General features: G+C 54.0%; 19 protein-coding genes and 1 other RNA gene. 12 read left to right on the top strand and 8 right to left on the bottom strand.

All coding sequences use genetic code 11. The features are described 5' to 3' along the window. The first annotated feature begins 156 nt into the window (after window positions 1-156). Window positions 157-747 carry an ImmA/IrrE family metallo-endopeptidase gene (locus ACSYSS_RS04680; protein WP_491702919.1) on the top strand — a complete coding sequence of 197 codons (591 nt, stop codon included), beginning with the start codon at window positions 157-159 and terminating at the stop codon, window positions 745-747. Beyond that, a complete protein-coding gene (locus ACSYSS_RS04675) occupies window positions 747-1,226 on the top strand; it encodes a hypothetical protein (RefSeq protein WP_491702918.1) in 480 nt (159 codons plus the stop codon). The genes ACSYSS_RS04680 and ACSYSS_RS04675 overlap by 1 nt, the downstream gene beginning before the upstream one ends. Window positions 1,227-1,450: 224 nt before the next feature. Here the strand turns inward: ACSYSS_RS04675 and ACSYSS_RS04670 are convergent, their stop codons facing one another. Then, window positions 1,451-2,110, bottom strand: a complete 660-nt coding sequence (locus tag ACSYSS_RS04670) for a hypothetical protein (RefSeq protein WP_491702917.1) — start codon at window positions 2,108-2,110, stop codon at window positions 1,451-1,453. Window positions 2,111-2,291: 181 nt separating this feature from the next. Continuing rightward, window positions 2,292-2,534 (bottom strand): hypothetical protein, encoded by a 243-nt coding sequence (locus tag ACSYSS_RS04665; RefSeq protein WP_491702916.1) that lies wholly within the window; start codon window positions 2,532-2,534, stop codon window positions 2,292-2,294. Window positions 2,535-2,538: 4 nt separating this feature from the next. Here ACSYSS_RS04665 and ACSYSS_RS04660 point away from each other — a divergent pair, with 4 nt between their 5' ends. Then, complete coding sequence (locus ACSYSS_RS04660) at window positions 2,539-2,823, top strand: hypothetical protein (protein WP_491702915.1); 285 nt, start codon at window positions 2,539-2,541, stop codon at window positions 2,821-2,823. A gap of 201 nt (window positions 2,824-3,024) precedes the next feature. Here ACSYSS_RS04660 and rnpB read toward each other — a convergent pair. Beyond that, an RNA gene (rnpB, locus tag ACSYSS_RS04655) (RNase P RNA component class A) lies at window positions 3,025-3,400 on the bottom strand. A 223-nt stretch (window positions 3,401-3,623) separates the two neighbouring features. Between rnpB and hpf the strand changes: the two genes are divergently transcribed. The 3 genes from hpf to trpD all read left to right on the top strand — a co-directional run bounded on the left by hpf (window position 3,624) and on the right by trpD (window position 8,744). Next, window positions 3,624-4,316, top strand: a complete 693-nt coding sequence (gene hpf / locus ACSYSS_RS04650) for a ribosome hibernation-promoting factor, HPF/YfiA family (protein WP_491702914.1) — start codon at window positions 3,624-3,626, stop codon at window positions 4,314-4,316. Between the two features lie 238 nt (window positions 4,317-4,554). After that, window positions 4,555-7,455 carry a preprotein translocase subunit SecA gene (secA, locus tag ACSYSS_RS04645; protein WP_491704225.1) on the top strand — a complete coding sequence of 967 codons (2,901 nt, stop codon included), beginning with the start codon at window positions 4,555-4,557 and terminating at the stop codon, window positions 7,453-7,455. 233 nt (window positions 7,456-7,688) lie between these two features. Beyond that, window positions 7,689-8,744 carry an anthranilate phosphoribosyltransferase gene (gene trpD, locus ACSYSS_RS04640; RefSeq protein ID WP_491702913.1) on the top strand — a complete coding sequence of 352 codons (1,056 nt, stop codon included), beginning with the start codon at window positions 7,689-7,691 and terminating at the stop codon, window positions 8,742-8,744. A gap of 184 nt (window positions 8,745-8,928) precedes the next feature. On the opposite strand, the gene ACSYSS_RS04635 is transcribed toward trpD, so the two are convergent. Next, window positions 8,929-9,525, bottom strand: coding sequence for a hypothetical protein (locus ACSYSS_RS04635; protein ID WP_491702912.1), 597 nt, complete (start codon window positions 9,523-9,525; stop codon window positions 8,929-8,931). 51 nt (window positions 9,526-9,576) lie between these two features. On the opposite strand from ACSYSS_RS04635, the gene ACSYSS_RS04630 reads away from it, so the two are divergent. Then, a complete protein-coding gene (locus ACSYSS_RS04630; protein WP_491702911.1) occupies window positions 9,577-10,269 on the top strand; it encodes a lysophospholipid acyltransferase family protein in 693 nt (230 codons plus the stop codon). Window positions 10,270-10,327: 58 nt separating this feature from the next. Here the strand turns inward: ACSYSS_RS04630 and ACSYSS_RS04625 are convergent, their stop codons facing one another. Both ACSYSS_RS04625 and ACSYSS_RS04620 read right to left on the bottom strand, forming a co-directional pair. Then, the gene (locus ACSYSS_RS04625) at window positions 10,328-12,538 is read right to left on the bottom strand and encodes a protein kinase domain-containing protein (RefSeq protein WP_491702910.1); all 2,211 of its coding nucleotides are present in this window, start codon (window positions 12,536-12,538) and stop codon (window positions 10,328-10,330) included. Between the two features lie 138 nt (window positions 12,539-12,676). Further along, window positions 12,677-13,744, bottom strand: coding sequence for a polyprenyl synthetase family protein (locus ACSYSS_RS04620; RefSeq protein WP_491702909.1), 1,068 nt, complete (start codon window positions 13,742-13,744; stop codon window positions 12,677-12,679). 419 nt (window positions 13,745-14,163) lie between these two features. On the opposite strand from ACSYSS_RS04620, the gene ACSYSS_RS04615 reads away from it, so the two are divergent. The 5 genes from ACSYSS_RS04615 to ACSYSS_RS04595 all read left to right on the top strand — a co-directional run bounded on the left by ACSYSS_RS04615 (window position 14,164) and on the right by ACSYSS_RS04595 (window position 20,613). After that, window positions 14,164-14,628, top strand: coding sequence for a hypothetical protein (locus ACSYSS_RS04615; protein WP_491702908.1), 465 nt, complete (start codon window positions 14,164-14,166; stop codon window positions 14,626-14,628). 173 nt (window positions 14,629-14,801) lie between these two features. Next, window positions 14,802-16,412, top strand: a complete 1,611-nt coding sequence (locus ACSYSS_RS04610; RefSeq protein WP_491702907.1) for an RNA polymerase sigma factor — start codon at window positions 14,802-14,804, stop codon at window positions 16,410-16,412. A gap of 205 nt (window positions 16,413-16,617) precedes the next feature. Next, window positions 16,618-18,921 carry a DNA gyrase/topoisomerase IV subunit B gene (locus tag ACSYSS_RS04605; RefSeq protein WP_491702906.1) on the top strand — a complete coding sequence of 768 codons (2,304 nt, stop codon included), beginning with the start codon at window positions 16,618-16,620 and terminating at the stop codon, window positions 18,919-18,921. A 140-nt stretch (window positions 18,922-19,061) separates the two neighbouring features. Further along, window positions 19,062-19,250: a hypothetical protein gene (locus ACSYSS_RS04600; protein WP_491702905.1), complete on the top strand. Its 189-nt coding sequence runs from the start codon at window positions 19,062-19,064 to the stop codon at window positions 19,248-19,250. 142 nt (window positions 19,251-19,392) lie between these two features. After that, window positions 19,393-20,613 (top strand): MFS transporter, encoded by a 1,221-nt coding sequence (locus tag ACSYSS_RS04595; protein ID WP_491702904.1) that lies wholly within the window; start codon window positions 19,393-19,395, stop codon window positions 20,611-20,613. Window positions 20,614-20,620: 7 nt separating this feature from the next. Here ACSYSS_RS04595 and ACSYSS_RS04590 read toward each other — a convergent pair whose 3' ends face one another. Together ACSYSS_RS04590 and ACSYSS_RS04585 are read right to left on the bottom strand one after the other, a co-directional pair. Continuing rightward, entirely contained in the window at window positions 20,621-21,460 is an 840-nt protein-coding gene (locus tag ACSYSS_RS04590) for a metal ABC transporter permease (protein ID WP_491702903.1), read from the bottom strand. Further along, on the bottom strand, window positions 21,457-22,377 hold the full coding sequence (locus ACSYSS_RS04585; protein ID WP_491702902.1) for an ABC transporter ATP-binding protein: 921 nt from the start codon (window positions 22,375-22,377) through the stop codon (window positions 21,457-21,459). Before ACSYSS_RS04585 ends, ACSYSS_RS04590 begins: the two co-directional genes overlap by 4 nt. Window positions 22,378-22,383 lie beyond the last annotated feature (6 nt).

Here is a 22,383-nt window from a genome sequence, read left to right as displayed (position 1 = left end):
GCTCAAAGCCTGCGGGGTTTCTTCGTATCTGTAGCAAGTGTCCGAAACTAGACGGTGCACACCAAAGTGAAAGAGTTTTGTGAAGCTTTTTGGAAATCTCCGCCGTCGGCTTTGTATGCCGAGTGTAGACTGTTTGAGTATGGGAAAGGCGGGCATATGAGTGTGGAGGATGTGGGTGAGGTGACTGATGAGACGTTGCAGGCGAACTTTTCCAAAAAGATAACCATCAGCAGCGCCAGCCCTGCCGCCGCGGCAATCGATGTCATCCGTCGGTTGCTTGTTTCGGACGGGACCTATCAGATTCCTGTGGATGTCAATCGGGTGGCTCTTAGTCTGGGCATACGGGTAAAGGGGCTGCCTCTCGACGAGAACGTTGATGGCGCCCTGACGAAGAACTCGGATGAGCCGTTTATGATCTCGTACAGCATGTATCAGCACCCGCACCGTCAGAGATTCACGATTGCCCACGAGCTGGGCCATTTCGTCAAGGACTACCAGACCTACCAGTGGACCGATGCGATGGGGGAGCTTGTGAATCGCAACGAGCTTTCACAGCTTGGAACCGATGCGACCGAGATATGGGCCAACTCCTTCGCCGCGACGCTGCTCATGCCAGCCAGTGCGGTGAAGACGTTCTGGAACAGGAACGAGTACACCGTCAAGAAGCTTGCGGACATATTCGACGTTTCGGAGGAATCCCTCAAAATAAGGTTGGAGGCCTTGGGAATTTCTGGGGTGCAGGGCTGATGGCGGCCAGTTCCGAGGACGGGGAGACCGCGAACGAGGTGGTGGCCGACGCGCAGGAGAAGAAGCAGCCCAAGCCGCAGACCGCGAAGGCGCCTGAGCTGGAACAGGAACCCAAGCATGCATTTCCGCCAAGGAAACGCGAGGAGTTCTCCGGACGTGACGAGACAATGGACAGCCCCTCGCAGACCTCGATCCTATCGACGCTCATGGGATGGCATCCATTCATGCGCTTCTTTTGCCGTATCGCCAGAGCCGTCGAAGAGAAGATACCTAACCAGAGCAACTTCGTATGGAAATTCATGGGTGCCCACAAACTGTTCTTCTGGATTTGCGTGACACTCGATATGATACTAATCGTCGCTGGCATCGCCGGTTTCCTGCTTATCGCGCTCCACGCGTTATGGCCCGTAATGCGCTTTCCATGGTTGCAACCTAATGAAAGCGCTATGGTTTTACTACATGTTGGGCTCACTGTCTAGGGATATTTGGCATAAGGCATTCATGCATCATTTTCAGCCTTGAACGCAAGAATCTTCCATGGTCAATCCATGCCAGTGGCAAAAGGTCGAAACCACGGAACCCCTTTATGGAAGACTTTTCGACACTGCCGATGAAAGTCTTCCACGGCGCCTGCGGACATGGTAAGACCCCGCCGAAGCGTGGCCTTCGTGATTGCGCTTTTCTCACCAAGATTTAGATGAGGTTATTTGCGCTCGATGGTGAGGTCCAAGCCGTCGCTGCCTCTGTATGTCCAGGTCGCCTTGAGGTTGTCCCATGAATCGGATTGCATGCCCGCCAGGCTGGTGGTCTGGCCTATCTTGTCCTGGACGGATTCTGGCATATTCACTTTCTCCGCCACGCAATGATAGGTTTCGTAGGTGTTGAGTTTGGAATCCGGTAAGGTGAGATGCAGGGTCCTGTTCCCTTCCTCGATGTCCAACGTGTCATTGTTGGGGAATCCATCGGAATCAGTGTCGGAAGGTTGGCAGGCATTGTAGGCCCGTTCAAGAATCTTGTCCGCGTAGGCTTTTTTCTTTGCGGCTGCGGACTGCTGGGCTGCATTCTCTTTGGCTACCTCATGTGCCGCGACAATCGAGAGCCCGCCGATTCCCGCTATTGCACCTATGATGATTCCCGCTATGAGGCCAATCCAGAATCTACCATCCCTGAAGAAAGGGTTTCTCTTTGCTGGTTTTCCGGACTGGCTCGCATTTGACGGCCTGAGATTCTGTGCATCTGCGGTTTTCGCCCCTGATGCATTCGGTAGCGTTCCCTGCCCTGTGTATGTACTGGCATGTTGGTCGGGCAACGGCTCCCGGACATTTGCATCGGTTGTTTCGGGCGCGTTCTCCTGTGAATCCATTCATGTCGACTGGTTGGCGTTGCTTGGCGGCATCGGGGGTGCCGGCTGCATTTCCGGTTTCGGGTTCCAGGCTGTGTTGTCCTGCAGGTCGTTTTGTTCCGACATGGTCTCTCTTCTTCTTGATGTCAAATCCCTCTACGGTGCGGGTGGACGTGAAATGGCCACGCCGTCGCAATCAAGCTTAACCGATAACCGGCACAAAGGTGTGTGCGTATCTGCAGTTGTCGAGGAACAGTTGATAGTCGTGGAGCACCTGCACCGTCACGTCGAGGTCGCAGGCCATATGCCATGTATTGCCGTCCCGTTCTTTTTCAGCCAGTTCGTAGGCGGGAAGGGCTATCAGCTCGCGTGGTGCCTCACGCAAGGGCATCCTGGCATATGTACATGCCTCCGACACCGGCCTGCCCAGCCTGTTCGACGGCATCGATATGTATCGTGACGTGGGTTTCAAGGCCACGCTCATCCAATGTGCGCTGCCTGGCATCCCTTCCACCTACGGTGTGGTGGCCTCCACCAACGCCCAGACCGGCAAGGGGGAGAAGGGCATGCGCTACGACTACGAGCCTGCGCGCCGCACCTCGGTGCCGGTGGAGGAGGTCTGGGGACGCCCCGAACCTATCTCAACACCATTCCAGGGGTCTGCGAAGAGGTACGCAACAAGTACTGTTATCTGCATCCGGGCAACAAACCGGGCTTGGGCGTTATTTCGATGAGAAGCTCGCCGCCCAGTACCCCTACCAGCCGGCTCCGTTACCGGTCGACAGGCTTCTTGACGGCACCATGCATGAGTGGTGATTTGGTTTAGAGGCTGTTTCAGCTTTTTCGTTGTGAGGTTCGATGGTTTTCCGAACCTCACAAACGGTTTGCAACTGGGTGATGATAGTGCTTCGAATTGCATCGAAATGCCAAAAGTTGAGGTGAGACCTCTCATACTCCGGGTTTTGTCGTGTGTTGCCACACGGATGGCCATCCATCTCGACCCTACGTTGCCGTAGGGCTCAAGCAGCCTACCCGAAGGACTGGGCGAGCAGCCCAGTGCAAATGCTGCATTCCTTCTGCTTGGCCTTGCTCCCAATGAGGCTTGCCATGCAATCGCTGTTACCAACGACCCGGTGGTCTCTTACACCGCCGTTTCACCCTTACCTGGCCTAGGCCAGGCGGTCTGTTCTCTGTGGCGCTTTCTCTCAGGTCACCCTGGGCGGACGTTATCCGTCATTGTGCTTTACGGAGCCCGGAAGTTCCTCAGCCGTCCCCTATGACGGGTTCGGCCGCGGCCATCGAGAGGTCTCAGCAGTTCATTCTACCAGCCGTGTGGACAGCTTCGAGTGGCAGTGTTGGTGAATGATGCAGACGCTCAGTGTAGCATGCGATTGGTGCGATTCAGCCATCCTTGCGGGAGGCGTATTAAGCTGTTATCCAGTTTTCCCTAAGGTTGAAGCTTATAATTGTGGTCATGGACGGAAACCCGTTCTCACCGTGTCGGCGCGAGTCGACTCTTCGCAAGGAGGTCATCATGGACATTGTTGTTACAGGGCGTCATATGGAGGTCATGCAGAGGTTTCGTGATGTGGTAGACGGCAAGATGGATCGTGTGACTGCCATCGCACCGGATGCACAGCGCGTCCAGATTGTGGTGACCAAGGAGGGCAATCCTCGTCAGGCCGACATCGCAAAACGCGTGGAGATTACCGTGTATGCAGGCAGCACTGTCATTCGTGCCGAGGCATCAAGCTCTGATGAGTTCAGTGCGCTCGACATTGCGCTCGACAAGTTGACGCTGCGTCTGCGTCGTTCACGCGACAAGCGTAAGGATCACCGCCGTCGTCTGTACAATTCGAAGCAGCCTGTGGATATGGGCGTGGTGCCGCTTGACCAGCCGGTGGAGTCGATGGACGAGAAGCTTGAGGAGAATGCCCATCAGAGTGACAGTCCAGAAGCCGCAGTCTCTTCGGATTTGGCACCTGGTGAGTCCGTTGAGGTACAGGTTGGGGATACGCCCATCGTCATCCGTCGCAAGCTGCACATTGCGGAGCCGATGAGCATCGACGAGGCCCTGTACGAGATGGAGCTGATTGGTCACGACTTCTTCCTCTTCGTCAACAAGGCCACAAACCGTCCGTCGGTTGTTTATCGTCGTCATGGTTGGAGCTATGGGGTGTTCGAAATCGACACCCCCGAGAATGTGAAAAAGGCCAACGGAAAGTGAATGAAACTCTTTTGGCCTCGCTGAGGGCATAGCCACGTGTTTAAGGCAACGGAACGGGAGCTGCGTAAAGGCGGCCCCCGTTCCGTTTGGTGGGATTCAAAGCGGTTGTGAGCAATTTGACAGATGTTCAGGTCGATGTCCATGAAAATCTGCGCCGTCGCGTACTATTAAGCTAGTTTGTGCCAAATCCAGCAGTGCCGGGTTTGTCCATTGATGGAAACGACTCTAGGGAGTGAAAGTGGTAGATCTCGTCGATAAGGTCCTTCGCATGGGTGAAGGTCGTCAGATCAAGAAGCTCGAAAACGTGGCGAAGGCGACGAATGCCCTCGAAGATGACATGGCTTCGTTGAGTGATGAGGAATTGGCAGGTCAGACGGCCAAGTTCAAGGAACGGCTCGATAACGGGGAGAGTCTCGACAAACTGATGCCAGAGGCGTTTGCCACGGTCAGGGAGGTTTCCAAACGTACGTTGGGTCAACGTCATTTTGATGTGCAGCTCATGGGCGGAGCGGCGTTGCATTGGGGCAACATCGCCGAAATGAAGACAGGTGAGGGCAAGACCTTGGTGGCGACCCTCCCTGCATACCTTAACGCCTTGGAGGGCAAAGGCGTGCATATCGTCACCGTCAATGACTATTTGGCAAGCTACCAAAGTGAGCTGATGGGCCGTATCTTCCGCTTCCTCAAGATGGATGTTGGCTGCATCATCACCGACCAGAAGCCGGAGGAACGCAGAAAACAGTACAATGCCGACATCACGTATGGCACCAACAACGAGTTCGGCTTCGACTATCTGCGCGACAACATGGCTTGGGAAAAGAGCGAGCTGGTGCAGCGCGGGCATCATTATGCCATTGTCGATGAGGTCGACTCCATTCTTATCGATGAGGCTCGTACGCCTCTGATCATTTCCGGCCCAGCCGAGGGAGATGTGACCCGTTGGTACAACCAGTTTGCCAAGCTCGCCACTAAGCTCATTCGCGACGAGGACTATGATGTCGACGAGAAGAAGAAGGTCGTCGGCATTCTCGACCCAGGCATCACCAAGGTGGAGGACTTCCTGGGCATCGATAATCTGTATGAGCCCAGCAACACCGCTTTGATCGGCTATCTCAACAACGCCATCAAGGCCAAGGAGCTATTCCTGCGTGATAAGGACTATGTGGTGACCCACGGCGAGGTGCTCATCGTCGACGAGCACACGGGCCGTGTCTTGCCAGGACGTCGTTACAACGAGGGCCTCCACCAGGCCATCGAGGCCAAGGAACATGTGGAGGTCAAGGCCGAAAACCAGACCTTCGCCACGATTACGCTGCAGAACTATTTCCGTATGTATGACAAGCTCGCCGGCATGACGGGTACGGCCGAGACCGAGGCAGCTGAGTTCATGAACACCTATAAGCTCGGTGTGCTGCCCATACCGACGAACAAGCCTATGATCCGCAAGGACAAAGACGACCTTATCTACCGTACGAAGAAGGAGAAGCTCACCGCCATCGTCAAGGATGTGGCGCGTCGCTACAAGAAGGGCCAGCCGGTACTGCTTGGCACGGCATCGGTGGAGTCGTCCGAGGTCGTTTCCTCTCTGCTTGATGTCGCCAAGATACCGCACCAGGTTTTGAATGCGAAGCATCATGAGACCGAGGCTGCCATCGTGGCTGTGGCAGGTCGCAAGGGTGCCATCACGGTGGCAACGAATATGGCGGGCCGTGGCACCGATATCATGCTTGGCGGGAACGTCGAGTTCTTGGCGGACCAGAAGCTCAAGGGCGAGGGGTATTCCCCTGACGACACTCCGGAGGAATATGAGAAGCGTTGGGCCGGAACACTTGCTGAAATGAAGGAACAGGCCAAGGACGAGCATGAGGAAGTTGTCGAGCTCGGTGGCTTGTATGTGCTCGGTACGGAGCGGCATGAGTCCCGGCGTATCGACAATCAGTTGCGCGGCCGCTCCGGTCGTCAGGGGGATCCGGGTGAGTCCCGGTTCTATCTGAGTCTTGAGGATGACCTCATGAGGCTGTTCAACACGCAGTTGGTGGCAAGGGTCATGTCCAAAGGCTTCCCTGAGGGCGAGCCCATTCAGGCCAAGAGCGTTTCCAAAGGTGTGCGCAATGCGCAGAAATCTGTGGAATCACGCAACTATGAGATGCGTAAGAACGTCCTGAAGTATGACGATGTGATGAACAAACAGCGTCAGGTCGTTTATGCTGAGCGTCAGTCGGTGTTGCAAGGCATGGACATCCATGAGGATGTCGAACGCTTCATCTCAGAGACAATCTCCAGCTACGTGACTGGTGCCCGTAATGGTTCCGACAAGCCGGCAGATTGGGATTGGGACGGTTTGTTCAAGGCGCTTGGAACCCTGTATAAGAATGATCTTGACCGAGATGTGATTGAAAAGAAGGTTGCCGATCTAAAGGGCGAGAAAGCCATCTCCGCGCTCACCGACATTCTTGTAAAGGATGCAAAAGACCATTACAAGACGCTTGAGGAGCACCTTGGCGATGAGGCTTTGCGGGAATTGGAACGTCGTGTGGTGCTTGCGGTGCTCGATAAGAAGTGGCGTGAACATCTCTATGAAATGGACTACTTGAAGGATGGCATAGGGCTGCGAGGTATGGGTCAACGTGACCCTCTGGTGGAATATCAGCGAGAGGGCTTCACGATGTTCAATGCCATGATGGAAGCCATCAAGGAGGAGAGTGTGCAGCTTCTCTTCCATGTTGATGTTCAAAAGGTACCTCAAAGTGAATCCGAAGATGCGAGTGTTGACGAAACAGTGGATCGGCTAGGTGTGTCCGAGGAAGATCGTAACGATGATTCTAATGGTCAGGTCACCTCAGCTCCGGGAGATCCTGATGAACAGGATGAAGATGAGGTTGAGGCATACGAGGAGAGTGGTGCCGCGAATTCCCAGAAGGATTCGGATGGCCAGACACCTGGCATCGTTGGTCCAGAGCCGTTGACCCATGCTGATGCCAAGGTTGCCCGTAATAAGAGGCCGAAGGCCGAAGAAGCCGAGACGCCTTGGGCGGATGGCAAGACATATCCTGGTACACCTCGCAATGCGATGTGCCCATGTGGTTCAGGGCGCAAGTACAAGATGTGCCACGGACAGAATGAGAAGGTGTCACAGTAGCGGTCAACTGGAATTGCAGTTGGTGGATGGGCTGCGACTCACGGTAGGAAGTGGGTCGTAGCTCATCCTTTTTTAGACGTATCACATTGTGAGATGTATCGCCAATATTTGGAATCATGGACGGGTGCTAGGCATGACTGAGCTAAGATAGCCTCAACATATAGGCATTGATGAATTGTCGTGCCCGTATTCCCGAGTTGGCATGGTGCTGTCGGGTACGTCTGGAGGGCGAAATGGCAGAGATCACATGGAAGTCGATTCTCACCAAGCTGGTTGGAGGAGACCACCTGGACGCAGAGGAATCACGATGGTACGTTGATGATCTTATGAATGGTGATGCCAATCCAGCTGCCGTTGGCGCTGTGCTGTCCATGCAGCAACAGTTGGGATTGACACAGGAGGAGATTGAAGGTGCAGCCGATGCGATGGTTTCGCATGCTGTTCCATTACATGTTTCGGGGGATACCACCGATATAGTCGGAACAGGCGGTGACGGTGCAGCTACCGTGAATCTTTCCACCATGGGTTCCGTGGTGGCAGCGGCTGCCGGAGTGAAAATTGTCAAGCACGGCAACCGAGCGGCTTCCTCACAGTGTGGTGCGGCAGATGTCATTGAGCAATTGGGCATTCCGCTGGACCTTGCACCAGATCAGGTGGCTGAAATTGGGGAACAGGCAGGTATCACATTTGCTTTTGCCAAGACATTTCACCCAGCCATGCGATTTGTAGGGCCTGTACGATCGGCTTTAGGCATTCCTTGCGTCTTCAATGTATTGGGGCCACTGACGAATCCTGCGCATCCTGAGCATGTTGCCATTGGCTGTGCCGATAGAACGCTGAGTCCTTTGATGGCTGCAGTGTATGCTGGCCGTGGGCAGACGGGAATGGTGTACACTTCAGCAGAAGGATTGGATGAGATGGCACCCACTGGCCCTGTCTCGGTATGGGAGATCGCCGATGGTTCTGTGGCGTGTGTGGAGTTCGATCCCGTTACGGAGCTTGGTCTTAAGAAGATAGACGTTTCTGATTTGCGTGGCGGTAGGCCACAAAAGAACGCTGAGATTTTCCATGAGTTCATGGATGGTGAGGACATTCCACCACGACAGACGGCGTTGCTCAATGCCGCCTCTGCCATAGTGGCAGATGGGCATCTGATCGATCACTCGGCTTCGTTGACCGAACGTTTCTCCCAGGCCTATGCCATCGCCAGGGAAACGGTTGACAGCGGCAAGGCCAAGTCTTTGCTCACCCGCTGGGTCAGCACTGCTCAGACAATGGCCAACGAATGACTTGTGTTTGGTTTGTGGAAACCAAAATGGATTCGGTAATTTCGCTCGATCCGAGCACCTTCCTTGCACATAGTGGTTGTCCACATAGGGGTGTTGCGCTGGCGTAGGCTTGGCCGAGCGGCCTTGAGCGTCCAGCGCAACACCCCTATGTGGACAACCACGGCTGTGACTTGAAGGGGAATTCTCACACCCGTGCCCCGTCGTCAAAATAGTCTCCTCGGGTCTGTGTGAACCCCTTGTGCTGCGTGAAGAGACCCACTGCTCCAATAACTGCACAAATGCCGAATATTGTAGCCAGTGGGGCAACGTATTTGGGAAACATCACGGAAAGGAGGAGTCCGAACACACCGAGTATGAGAAGAATCCAAAACACCATCTTGACTGCCGGTACATGTCCTATATGAGGGTCCGGAGGAGTGAAGACATCGTAGGAATCCATCACGTTATCGGTGTCAAGCCAGCTACGACCTTCAAAATCACGGGGTCCTCGCTGCCGCGAAGACTCCTGCGCAAAGGAATCATTGGAAAGGTCGTCAACTGACAGTAGCGGTTTGGCGTGCTTGCGTTTGATCTGGCGTTCGAATTGTCTGGCGCTTTTAGAGCGGCTTATTTCGTCAAGGTCCTCGATATGTTCGCTTTCGAATGCTTTCCACGCCTCATCCGGATCCATGTGGGCGTTTTCCTTGTCATTCACGCCATCTGCAGATGGCGCTTGGTCTTGGTGCGTGCCATTGACCGGTTTCTCATTTTCGCTGTCACTGGTATCCTTAAGGCTTGTCATACCGAACACTGTAATATATCGTTCGGTCAATTGTGGTTGAGGAGAGGCGTCATGTTGTATTGGTTTTTTGTCAAGGGACTCGGTCCATTGGCTCGTTGGCGCATGGACCCCAAGGGCGAGGGTATGCAGAACATCCCTCAACATGGCGGTGCGATCATAGCTTCTAATCATTTGGCGGTTATCGATGATGCGCTTATTCCCCTTACCTGTCCCCGTATGGTCCACTTCATGGGCAAGGCTGAATATTTCGACGGCAAGGGGATCAAGGGGAGATTCAAGAAGTGGTTTTTCACTTCGGTCGGTGTGTTCCCTGTGGACAGAGGTGGTGGAGCAAAGGCACAAGGTGCTCTGATTCATGCACGCAACATTATCGAACAGGGCCATTTGTTCGGCATCCATATTGAGGGCACCCGCAGCCCGGATGGACGTCTTTACCGTGGGCATGTGGGGGCCGCCAGGCTTGCGTTGGAGACGGGTTGCCCGATTATCCCAACAGCTGTCATAGGTAGTCGTGCCATACAGCCGGCCGGGAAGATCATCCCCAACAAGGGTCATAGCATTGTGCGGTATGGCACGCCGATTGTGGTGGATCGGGTCGATGAACAAGAAATCACTCATAAACGATTGAGGGATCTTACCGCGGAAATTTCTCAGCATATTGCGGTATTAAGTGGCCAGGATTACGTGGATGAATATGCGCAGAGCGTCAAGGCTCGCCTGAATGCGAACAAGTTGAGCAAGTAATCGCAGCGCACGACGAGTAAAACCCCAGTTTGGGGCACTACCAAGACTTATGCCGTTTTCATATCACCGTCAATGTGATAACCGTTTTGTTTCCGTTTTTGTCTCGCACTGAAACCTGTTGTCCGGCTCCGATTGATTGAATACGAACAGTGTGTGCTAGATCACCCAGTGGAGCCGTCACCTTGACATCGAATCCAAGATCCTGCAATATCTTCTTGGCTGCATCGGTCGTCTTCCCACGGACATCAGGGACGGTTACCGTCTCAGGTCCCTTCGAGACGACGATATCGACGGAGTCGCCCCAATGCAATTGGGCTCCCTTGCCTTTCGATGCGGAAATGATGGAGCCGCTGGGCACTGAATCGCTGAACTCCTCTGTATAGTTCGCTTTGAGCTTGGCATCGGAAAATGCGGAATCCGCTTCGTCTTTTGGTTTGCCAACCACGTCCGGCATACTCACCGGCATAGGGCCTTTCGAAAGCGTGACAGTCACTTTCGCGCTGTGCCTAAGCGTTGTACCCGGCTTCGGGGTTATGCTTTGCAGAGCGCCCTCGGGCACATGCTCGGAATAGGTGTCTTTGGATTCGGCATGCACAATATTGGTGAATCCTGCCTGACGGAGCGCTTTGAGAGGATTGCTGCCATGCTCAGTGGCTGGATCATTGATGTCAGTGGGGATGGTGGACCGACGAACGCCTTTGGAAACCGTTACTTCGAGTTTCGTATTGCTGCGCTTGCTCAACTTTGCACCGACTGAATCCGGATTGGTGGATATGATTTTCCCATTGGAGACGGTATCGCTGTATTTCTTCACCATGTGATAGGGGATGCCTGCCGTTTCGAGAGTGTGACGGTAAGACCGCCATTCAATGTCTGTAATGGTGCAAGGCTGTTTCTCGACACATTCTAGACTACCGGGCTTGGGCAAGGACCAATAACTGCCTGGTCCGAGGAAATACCACCACGCGACCCCTCCTGCGGCCAGTGCCGCAACAAGTATTGCAACTATGACCGAATACAGCCGTTTATGTCGTTGGAGGGTATGGACGTTTTCAGTTGAGCCCACAGGTCGCGTCGCTCTGCTTTGCTGCCTTGGTAGCGTCGTCGTGGGATCGGAATTTTCGTTCTGATCGTCCATGATCTCGGTCGGGCGTTGTCGTTGTGGGGCTTCGTCTGCTTTCGCAGTGCGTGGTTTGCGCATGGTGCCGTCTGATGTATACAGGTTGTTATCAAATGGAAGTTCTGGCAACTGCCCGTTCGGTTGTGCAATGCCAGAAGAGTAAATGGCTAGTGGGATGTCAGTGGCAGGCTCCTGTGCCTTCGGAGGTGAAGGGGGAGCCGTGTGTGATTGGGATGTCACATCCTTGAGGACTGATGTCTCTGCTTGCGCCGGTGGCTTGATATAGTTCCAATCAGCTTGAGGAAGCTCGGACTCAAGTGACTGAAGTTCATTAAGTGCCTTGGATGCGTCAGTCGGCCTCGCATTGAGGTCTCGCATCGTCAAATGCGTCACAAACGAGGAAACACTCGGGTTGATACCGGGGCAGACGCTTGTGAGAGGGGGTACGTCGTCATGGACGTGCTTGAAGATCATGGTCACAGGGTTGTCCGAAAGAAAAGGTGGTTTCCCTGAAAACATCTCCCATGCCATGATGCCCACGGCATAAAGGTCTCCCTGCGGTGTGGCCTCATTGTTTTCTATGGTTTCCGGAGGCAGGTATGCAGCGGTTCCGAGCAACATGCCGGTGGTGGAGACGGTGGCCTGCGAAATTGCACGAGCCAAACCGAAATCTGTGATCTTCACATGCCCTCGGTCGTCAAGCAGGATGTTCTCGGGCTTGATGTCGCGGTGTATGACCCCTGCTCCATGGGCTGAGGCGAGCCCGTTCAGAATCTGTGAAATGATGCGTAGGCCTTCGCGCATATCAAAGGTTCCCTGGGCATTCATCTCTTGGCGTAGATTCACGCCGTGGACATACTCCATCACCAGGAAGCTCAGCCCCTGCCAGATGCCAGTGTCGTAGACCTGGACGATATGCGGGTTCGCTATCGCAGCGGCCGAACGGGCCTCACGGTGGAAGCGTTCAATGAATTGATCGCGTTGCGGACCAAGCGCCAGTTGTGTATGCATCACCTTTACTGCCACAACGCGTTCCAGACGTTCGTCCATGGCCTTGTAGACCGTTGCCATGCCACCATCGGCAAGACGTTTAGATATGCGGTATCGGCCGTCTATCAACTGGCCTGGTACGATGGTTGTTTCGGTCATATGAGCAGTGTGGTCCTTGGTTCGTGTGCATACAATAGTTTACATGCGAGTTGGTATTTAGCGTTTCAACCCATGTCAATGCACGAACAATGTCGGCTTATTGCCTCGGATGGCTGGTGGCACTGCTCAATCGTACAATCAGCAGTTTGGGATCAATGTCCTGCAGATGGCATTTAGCCTCTCCGTAAGGTGCGTAGGCAACCTGCTGGCGTCTATGGCTTCTTCGCTTTTTCCCATCAACTCATCGATGCGTCGTCTGCTCTGAGCAAGGGCTCCTGTCTCGTTCATGATCGAAAGCACCTGCGATACGTTGAGCGGGTCTCGATGAGAGGATTGATAGAGCGATATGATTTCCTGGCCTTGTCCGGCATCGGATAGTTGCAGTGTGTCCGCTAGGATTACGGTACGTTTGCCCTCAACGATGTCGCCGCCTACCGGTTTGCCTGTCTTGTTGGAGTCGCCGATCAGATCGAGAAGGTCATCATACAGCTGGAAGGCGATGCCTAGCGGCAGGCCGATTGCTCGGGCGGCCCTGTGCGCGACATCGTTTGATATCCCCGCGCATAGCATTCCCAGCTCCAAGGGTGCAATGGTGGTGTAGCTCGCCGTTTTCCACGCGTAGACGTTGAGGGACGCTTCGGCGAGCTGTTCGGGTTGTTCCAAACTAAGGGTCTCCGCCGCCTGATCGAGGCACTGGCCGATTTGCACGGCGTGTTGCATGTCGATGAAGACCTGGAGGTCATCGTCAAGCCCAGCGAGTTGGAGCGCCGAGGCGGCAGTTTCGACACTGGCCGTGGCGAACATGTCGCCAAGCATCAGCGCCAGGTTGTTGCCACGGGTCTGATTTCCGGTAGATTGGCTGAGGGCGGCGTGGGCGCTCGGAACACCCCTGCGCAATGGGGATTCGTCCATGATGTCGTCGTGGATCAGTGCACTGGTCTGGTACATCTCGATCGCACACGCCAGATCAAGCGCGGTTTTTTCGTTTGTGTGAGAATCCTCCTGTAACCCGGCACGATACGTATCCATGAGCAACCGTGCCCTCAGTCTTTTGCCACCGCTATCAGAGGCTTTGGCTTGATCGCCCAGTGCGGTCATGGTTGTCTTGAGCTTGTACGCAATATTCCCTGAGCCGAAATCCATGAAATTTGAAAGCAGTTGTGCCAGACGGGCCTCTATCTGCATAACCGATTGAACTGTTTCCATATGCCCAAGATTATCCCCTACATGGTATGAGGGCGAAAGCACGAAGTGGAGCCTTGCATTGGGCTAATTGTTTCTTGTTCGCAGAGCGGTTATGCACATTATGCTATCGAGTTTCATTTCTGTTCGAATATTTGTCATGATGGAATTCACCGATATCGAGGTAAGGAACAATAGCTATTCGATTTGTGCGACGTTGTGCAATGAGGATGTAAGGAGCAATGACCATGGGCGGAATTGATCAGACCAAAGCGAATACGGGAATACATTCACTCGTTCGATCCATGAATGGAGGAATCAAACCTCTATCGGACAAACTCGAGGCGCTTTCGCGCTCGTACAATGATTGTGCAAGGTTAAAGGGTGTGATTGAGGCCCGCACTACATTGCTCAGACAGCCATTCAACCGATGGCATGATAGTTTGGAAATGCATGGTGACGGGCTTGACGCTGATGCCGTCTGCGCGTTAGGCGTGGGCATGGTCAAGACGCTTTCCGCGCGTGACGCGCTTATTCTTTCATTGCTTGATTGTAGGAACGTTGTGGCCGGCGCATCCATGTTGGAATACACGCTGCATCCTCATGACCCCGAAAATGTGAGGTACCTGTACCGTTTGCTGAACGATGCGTTCAATGACCCTCAGGTTTCTCCGCGGGTGTCGTTGTGCTCCGCCGGAGTGAAGATGATCAAGGCCATGCTGCCGATGCTCACACCGGATTACGCTGTTCAGCCGTTGGCTGTGCTTTCATACGTATTGTGGTGGATGAACGACACCGAGTCGAAACCATATGCGAATTGCGCTCTTGCCATAGACAATGATTGTACACTTGCACGAATAGTCGTGATTGCAATCGATAAGGAGCTTCATCCGGCTTGGTGTACCTGATTTCCGGCGTTTATAGATGTCGTTTTTGTATAAGGTTATGGTGTTTGTCAGTAATGTAAAGTCAAGATTGTTCTGCATTTTGCATGATTGCTGGAATAATGTCTACATCATCGTTGTTATACTCTAAGGCAATACGTTAATGTAGGTTCTGTATCATGTGAACGTCCGTGTTGATGCCTGGTAAGAGTATGATCATTTCGTTCAGGGAGAGAAGCTTGGCTAAGAAGAAAGAGACCGTGGTGGCTGCATCCGTAAAGAGCGATCAAGAAGAAACCGAAGTAAAATCAGCAAAACAATATGCCTCAAGGATGTCTGGAAAAACAAAAGGCGCGGGCAAAGATGTAAAAGGTGCTGAAACTGTTGGTGTGGAGTCTGCTGTAAAGGCGAATCGTACCAAATCCAAGACTAAGTCTACATCAAAGCGAAATGATTCCTCGACCTCGGCTTCGCGTGAGAGCGGTTCCAAGAAGGTGTCAGCTCGTCGCAGAAAATCGCGAAAGACCGACTCCTCTGTGAGTAAGGCATCCGCCAAGAAGAACCTGCACACTGAGGATTCAGTAGACAATGATTTTGAAGATCAGGACAAGGATGAAACCCCAGATTTGGATGATATGAGTGATGATGATGTCGATTTGGATGTGGATGACACCGATGAAGACGATGACGATTTGGATGTGGATGACACCGATGACACCGATGACGATCATGAGGATGACACCGATGAAGACGAAGACGATGGCGAGTCAGAGAGCGAGCCTGACGATTCACCGCTTCTCAAAGCCAAAGGTGCCTTCGTTGTTAGCGATAAGGACGATGACGACAATCTGACACCATCGGGGAACCCCAAACGTCGTGTGGTGGCGGCAGGCGCCACAGCAGACCCGGTGAAGGACTATCTGAAGCAGATTGGCAGGGTTAGTCTGCTGAACGCCGAGCAGGAAGTCGACCTTTCCGAGCGTATAGAGGCAGGGTTGTATGCGCAGCATTTGCTTGATACGGAATCCGAAGGCATGGACTTCAAACGCAGGCGAGAGCTCAAGTGGGCGGCAAACGACGGTAAGAAGGCGAAAGATCATTTGCTCGAGGCCAACTTGAGGCTCGTCGTCTCACTGGCAAAACGATACACTGGCCGCGGCATGCTGTTTTTGGATCTTATTCAGGAAGGCAATCTGGGTCTTATTCGTGCGGTTGAGAAATTTGACTGGAAGAAAGGCTTCAAATTCTCCACGTATGCTACATGGTGGATACGTCAGGCTATCACACGGGCGATGGCGGATCAGGCTCGCACCATTCGTGTACCGGTCCATATGGTTGAGGTCATCAACAAACTTTCGCGCGTCCAGCGCCAGATGCTTCAGGATTTGGGGCGTGAGCCCACTCCTGACGAGCTTGCCCGCGAACTTGATATGCCAGTTGAGAAAGTGCAGGAAGTGCAGAAATACGGACGCGAGCCGATTTCGTTGCATACTCCACTCGGTGAAGACGGGGATTCCGAGTTCGGTGACCTCATTGAGGATACGGATGCCATTGCGCCGTCCGATGCCGTGGCCTTCTCACTGTTGCAGGAGCAGTTTAAACAGGTGCTTGAGACGCTTTCGCCACGTGAGGCCGGAGTCATAAAGATGCGCTATGGATTGGAAGATGGACAACCGAAAACCTTGGATGATATCGGCCGCGTATACGGTGTGACCCGTGAACGTATCCGTCAGATCGAGTCCAAGACCATGTCAAAGTTGCGCCATCCTTCGCGGTCCCAAACATTACGGGATTTCCTCGATCAGTGAGTTTCGGTGTCCTGCCTGTATGGATACTGTTGTTTTGGCGCTGGAAGTCTGGCGTGGTCGTTTTGCCGTCAGCGGTGCTTCGAAGATTTTCTTCTGAGTCTGCACAGGCGCTCGGTGCCCAGATCAGATAATGCCGGCGACGCGCGAGGGAGTTCAGTGTCTCTTGCAATGGCCAACAGTAATTCGAGATGTAGGGTAGAAGATTATGACTGAGGAATACAACGCCAGTGATTTATCTGTGCTGGAAGGGCTGGACGCTGTCCGAAAACGGCCTGGCATGTATATCGGAACCACCGATAGCCAAGGGCTGATGCATTGCCTATGGGAGATCATCGACAATGCGGTGGATGAGGCGCTGGCTGGCGCCTGCACCAGGATTGTGGTCACGTTGCATGCCGATGGCTCAGTTGAAGTGGCCGACAATGGTCGCGGCATTCCCGTTGATGTGGAGCGGAAGACCAAGCTCACCGGTGTCGAAGTGGTGCTGACCAAGCTCCACGCAGGAGCGAAATTCGGGAATTCATCCTATACCGCTGCCGGCGGCCTGCATGGTGTGGGCTCCTCAGTGGTCAATGCGCTGAGTTCCAGACTTGACGTGGAGGTTGACCGTAACGGCAAAACCTATCACATGGCTTTTCGTCAGGGGCATCCAGGGGTCTATGAGGATCAGGATGCGAAGCATAGATCGCCGGACAACCCGTTCAAGAAAACACGTAAGGGTAAGCCGACTGAATTGGAAGTCATTGGTACCGTGTCGCCAAAGACCACTGGCACAAGAGTGCGATACTGGGCTGATCCTGAGATTTTCAATGACACTGCTAAGTTCAGTTACGAACAGCTTATCGATAGAGTGCGGCAGACGAGCTTTTTGGTGCCAGGCCTGAAAATTGTCGTCATCGATGAGAGCATCGCTCGCACGGGTGATGCCAGCGTCGATGATCTTGTGGAAAGCGATGTTGCTCCGTCTCAAACCCGGGGAGCAGTGTCAGATGACCTTTTCGGCAATATCGCGGATGTTGGTGGCTCAGACACTGATTCTGATATTGAGGGCGAAGACACCGATGTTGAAAATCAGAAGGTCAGCAAGACCGACATCGAACTTCAACAGACGGAGAGGCCGCATCGTCGCGTGGAGGAGTTCTTGCATACCGGAGGCGTGAAGGACTTTGTCGACTTCCTCTCTTCCGGAGAGCCTGTCAGTGATATCTGGTGTATCAGCGGGAATGAGAAATACACTGAGGAAACTCAGCAGGTCGATGAAAACGGTGATCTGCACGCCACCAAGGTGAGTCGTGATTGCGGTGTCAATATTGCGATGCGTTGGGTGAACGACTACACCACCACCATTCGTAGCTTCGTCAACGTGGTGGAGACGCCGGGCGGGGGCATGCATGTGGACGGTTTCCTGCAAGGTGTCACTAAACAGGTGCGCAAGGCCGTAGAAGACAATGCTCGCAAGCTCAAGGTGAACCTCAAGGATTCCAAGACGAAGGTGGAGCGTGAAGATATTCTGACCGGTATGGTGGCGGTGGTCACGGTCCGTATTGCCGAGCCTCAGTTCCAAGGTCAGACCAAGGATGTGCTTGGCACTGCTCCAGTACGCTCCATCGTCTCTCGTATGACGGATAAGCAATTCGGTGAAATGATTTCAGGTTCGCGGCGTGGCTTCAAAGAACAGTCGAGCCGTGTACTCGAGAAGATCGTGGGGGAGATGCACGCACGCGTGCAGGCTCGCAAGACCAAGGAGGTCACTCGCCGCAAGAACGCGCTTGAATCAGCATCCATGCCTGCTAAACTTTCCGATTGCCAGCCTGGTAACGACGATATAGCCGAGTTGTTTATCGTAGAGGGCGATTCTGCTCTTGGCACGGCCAAGGCTGCCCGCAATTCAGGTTTCCAGGCATTGCTGCCTATTCGCGGTAAGATTCTCAACGTGCAAAAGGCCAGTATGAACCAGATTCTGGCCAACAAGGAGTGTTCCGCCATCATCCAAGTCATAGGGGCTGGTAGTGGGTCCAGCTTCGATCTCAGCCAAATCCGCTATGACAAGGTCATCATGATGACCGATGCCGATGTTGACGGTGCGCATATACGCATTCTGTTGCTGACGCTCTTCTATAGGTTCCTGCGACCCATGATCGAGTTTGGCCATATCTATGCGGCCGTGCCGCCGCTGCACCGCATTGCGTTGGCAGGCAAACGCAAGGGTGAATTCATCTATACCTATTCCGATGATGAGTTGGAAGGCAAGCTGAAGGACCTGGATGCCAGGGGCGTCGCCTACAATCCCGAGGTTCAGCGGTATAAGGGGTTGGGCGAGATGGATGCCGATCAGTTGGCCGACACCACCATGGACCCTCGAAGCCGTATGTTGCGACGCATCACCATGAAGGAGGCCGAAGATGCCAGCGACATTTTCACTTTGCTCATGGGTGATGATGTGCCGCCGCGCAAACAATTCATTGTGGAGAATGCGGATGACTTCGATAGGACGAAAATCGACACCTGAGAAAGAGATTTCCTTTCAAGGCACTGCTGCGGTTATCCACATGTAGATGTTGCGTTGGACGCTCAAGGCCGCTCGGCCAAGCTTACGCCAGTGCAACATCTACATGTGGATAACCGCTTTCTGCACGGAAGGTGCCTTTTTTGAGCGCAATGGCCGGGTCTTGGATAGGAGTGCGCCGCAGAACCATCGTCTGGCGGTGGAATATCGATGGTTTTGCGGCGCAATCCGATCTGTACGCCACGCTTCCATCAACTAGGCCCAAACCCAATGATGGTTCTGTGGCGCACACGCCCACCCGATGGGTTCGGGCCTCATTAATGGAAGCGTGACCTGCAGGAATGGGCTCTCTGACGAGCTCATGTGCTTGGTTTACATCGGCAGTGTAATATGCGTAAGCGTTTATATGTGTTTGCATTGATATCATGTTGTCGTTCGCAAAGCAGCATAGGGCTTGAATCGGAGGGTTGCACTGTGGTAAATCTGTTGCTGGCCGCTATCTATCTGGCGTTTATTTCACTTGGACTTCCTGATTCATTGCTCGGTGCCGCGTGGCCGTCGATGAGCCCGCAGTTGAATGTGCCGCTATCTTGGGCGGGCGGCGTCTCCATGACCATCTCCGCGGGCACCATCGTCTCCTCGTTGCTTTCCGATCGTCTTACGTTACGTATGGGGACCGGAAAGCTCACCGCCATTTCCGTGGGCATGACCGCGCTGGGTCTTTTTGGTTTCTCGGTGGCTCCCAACTATTGGGTGCTTATCCTCATCGCGATTCCGTATGGCCTTGGGGCCGGTGGCGTGGATGCCGCTCTCAACAACTACGTAGCCCTTCACTATGCCAGCAGACATATGAGTTGGCTGCATTGCATGTGGGGCATTGGCGCATCCCTTGGCCCCTACATCATGGGTTACGCTCTCTCCCAGCACCACAGCTGGGAGCTTGGCTACCGCATCATCGCCGTCATACAGATAGTGCTGACAGTGATTCTGGTCTTCTCTTTGCCGTTGTGGAAAAATCGAGGAGAGGATGTCGCCAACGGCAATGGGCCTTCCGACAGCACGAATCCTGATCAAACGAACACCGAAGCCGCTTCTGCCGCCAAGCCCAAGCCCATGAGCCTGCGTCAGGTGTTTGCATTGCGTGGAGCCCCTGAAATCATGGTGATGTTCTTCTGCTATTGTGCCATGGAATCTACAGCAGGTCTGTGGGCAAGCAGTTACATGGTGCTCCACACCCACATCGACAAGACGACTGCAGCCACATTCGCAAGCCTGTTTTACCTAGGCATCACTGCTGGCCGTGCACTCAGTGGTTTCATGACCATCCATTTTGACGATCCTGCTATGATACGGATTGGTCAGGTGTTGGTGGCTATGGGAGTGCTGACCTTGCTGCTTCCGATACCAGGAAAGGTAACGGTGGTCATTGGTCTGCTGCTCGTCGGGTTGGGGTGTGCTCCGATATACCCTTGCGTGATTCACTCCACACCGGCTTATTTCGGTGCTGATAAATCACAGGCCATTGTGGGTGTGCAGATGGCATGCGCATACACAGGCTCGATGCTGATGCCTCCAGTGTTTGGCCTCATTGCCGACCACATCTCCATTGCTTGGTATCCGGTGTATCTTGCGGTCTTCCTCGTGGTCATGGTGTTCATGCACGAGCGGCTGCGGCGTATCACCAAAGCCGACTGATTGTCGTCTAACGACGCTGGCGAAGTTTGTGCCAGCCTTTCGCTGCGAGCCACAACGCTGTGGAGATCGTCACAATGATGAAGCTTGGTGGGGCGGGGAACAGCGCTGAAATAAGCAATCCGCCCCAGATCGATACGAGGCACAGCACAGTGGCGCAGACCATCGAAGTCATTGGGGAGTGGGTCAGGATGTTTGCGGTAGCTGAGGGGGTCACGACAAGTGCGAAAATCAGCAAGGTTCCAACGGCGGGAACCGCCACTGTTATGACTCCGGCCATGATGGCCATGAACAGCACATTCATGAGGCCGACCGGCACACCCTTGGCCTGGGCCACTTGCTCATCCAAGGAACTGAACAACAGCGGACGGTAGATGATGGCCAAAAGCGCCAGCAGAACCACGTCGAAAACGGCAAAACCGATGATCTGGTCCTGTGTGACGGTGAGGATCGAGCCAAACAAGATGGATTGCATCTGTTGGGAAGCGGAGCTTGAAAGACGAGCGAAGAAGAGGCCAAGGCCTGTGGCGAAGGCCAATACGGTGCCTGTGGCTATCTCGCGCTGCGAGGCTCTTTTGCCTAGTGCGCCGATGACCAAGGCGCCTCCCAAGGCAAACACCCCAAGGCCGAGGGGGACGGGAAGTCCGAGCAGCACCGCTCCAGTGGCGCCGGGCAGGCCGATGTGGGCCAGGGCGTGCGCGGCGAAGGTGGAGTTTCGCGCTATGGTGAAGTAGCCCATCACCCCTGCCGCCAGAGCGATGCATAGACCTGCTGCGAAGGCGTTGCGCATGAATGGCGCCGAAAGGATATCGAACCAATTGCCTTGGATGGTGGAACCTATGGAGCTCATTGAACGTCCCCTTCCTTTGCATTCGAGTCTGTGGTGTTGTTCGTGTTGCGATGTTCGCTTCCGGCCTGGCCTGCGTGCCCGTGGGCGTGGAAGTGCGCCGCCTCCAGTGGGGAGTGGGTATCTGGTGTCATGCTTTCAGGTTCGTCCGCCGTGGGGGTCACGAACATGTCTCCTTGGGGTGTGGTGACGACTTGCACTGTCGTGCCATACAGATGTGTCAGTAGGTTGGAGTCCAGCACCTCATTCATTCGTGCGTAATGCGGATGGCCGTCGAGAAGATAGACCGCGCCGGAGAGAATCGGCAACAACATGTTCAGATCATGCGCCACCACTTGGATGGTTGTGCCGAATTCGTGGTTGAGTCTGGCCAATACGTGGACGGTTTCCCTTTGGGATGCGAGGTCGAGATTGGCCAAGGGTTCGTCAAGCATGAGCAGATCAGGTTTGCTCACCAACGCCTGTGCTATGGCTACACGCTGACGCATGCCACCTGAAAGTTCGGACAACGGGTAATTTGCCTTGTCCGCCATCCCTGTGAATTCCATAGCCTCAAGAGCCTGCTGGCGTTGCTTTGCCGTGACTGGGTGGATGCCGAATTTCGTGCCGTTGAGTCCAAGCAGCACCGACTGTCCTGCAGTGAGGTTGGAGTCGATGTCCCCAGCATAGTTCTGGGGAACGTAGCCGATGCGATCATTGTGGGAACCGGCTTTGCCCCCAAGCACCTGAACGGACCCGCTCTCCAAGGGGATGAGGCCCAGCTCAACCTTCATCATGGTGGTTTTCCCCGCGCCATTGGTGCCGACTATGGCGCTGACCGAACCCATAGGAATTGCGAAGTTCCCTTGGCTCCAGATGGTTCGCCCGCTTCTTTTCACGCTTGCGTCATGAAAGGAAATTGCAATAGTGTTGTCAGACATTCGTTT

It is taken from the genome of Bifidobacterium sp. ESL1118 (assembly GCF_058505595.1).
Note: the sequence above shows the minus strand (reverse complement) of the source record. Positions and strands in the feature narration are given on the sequence as shown.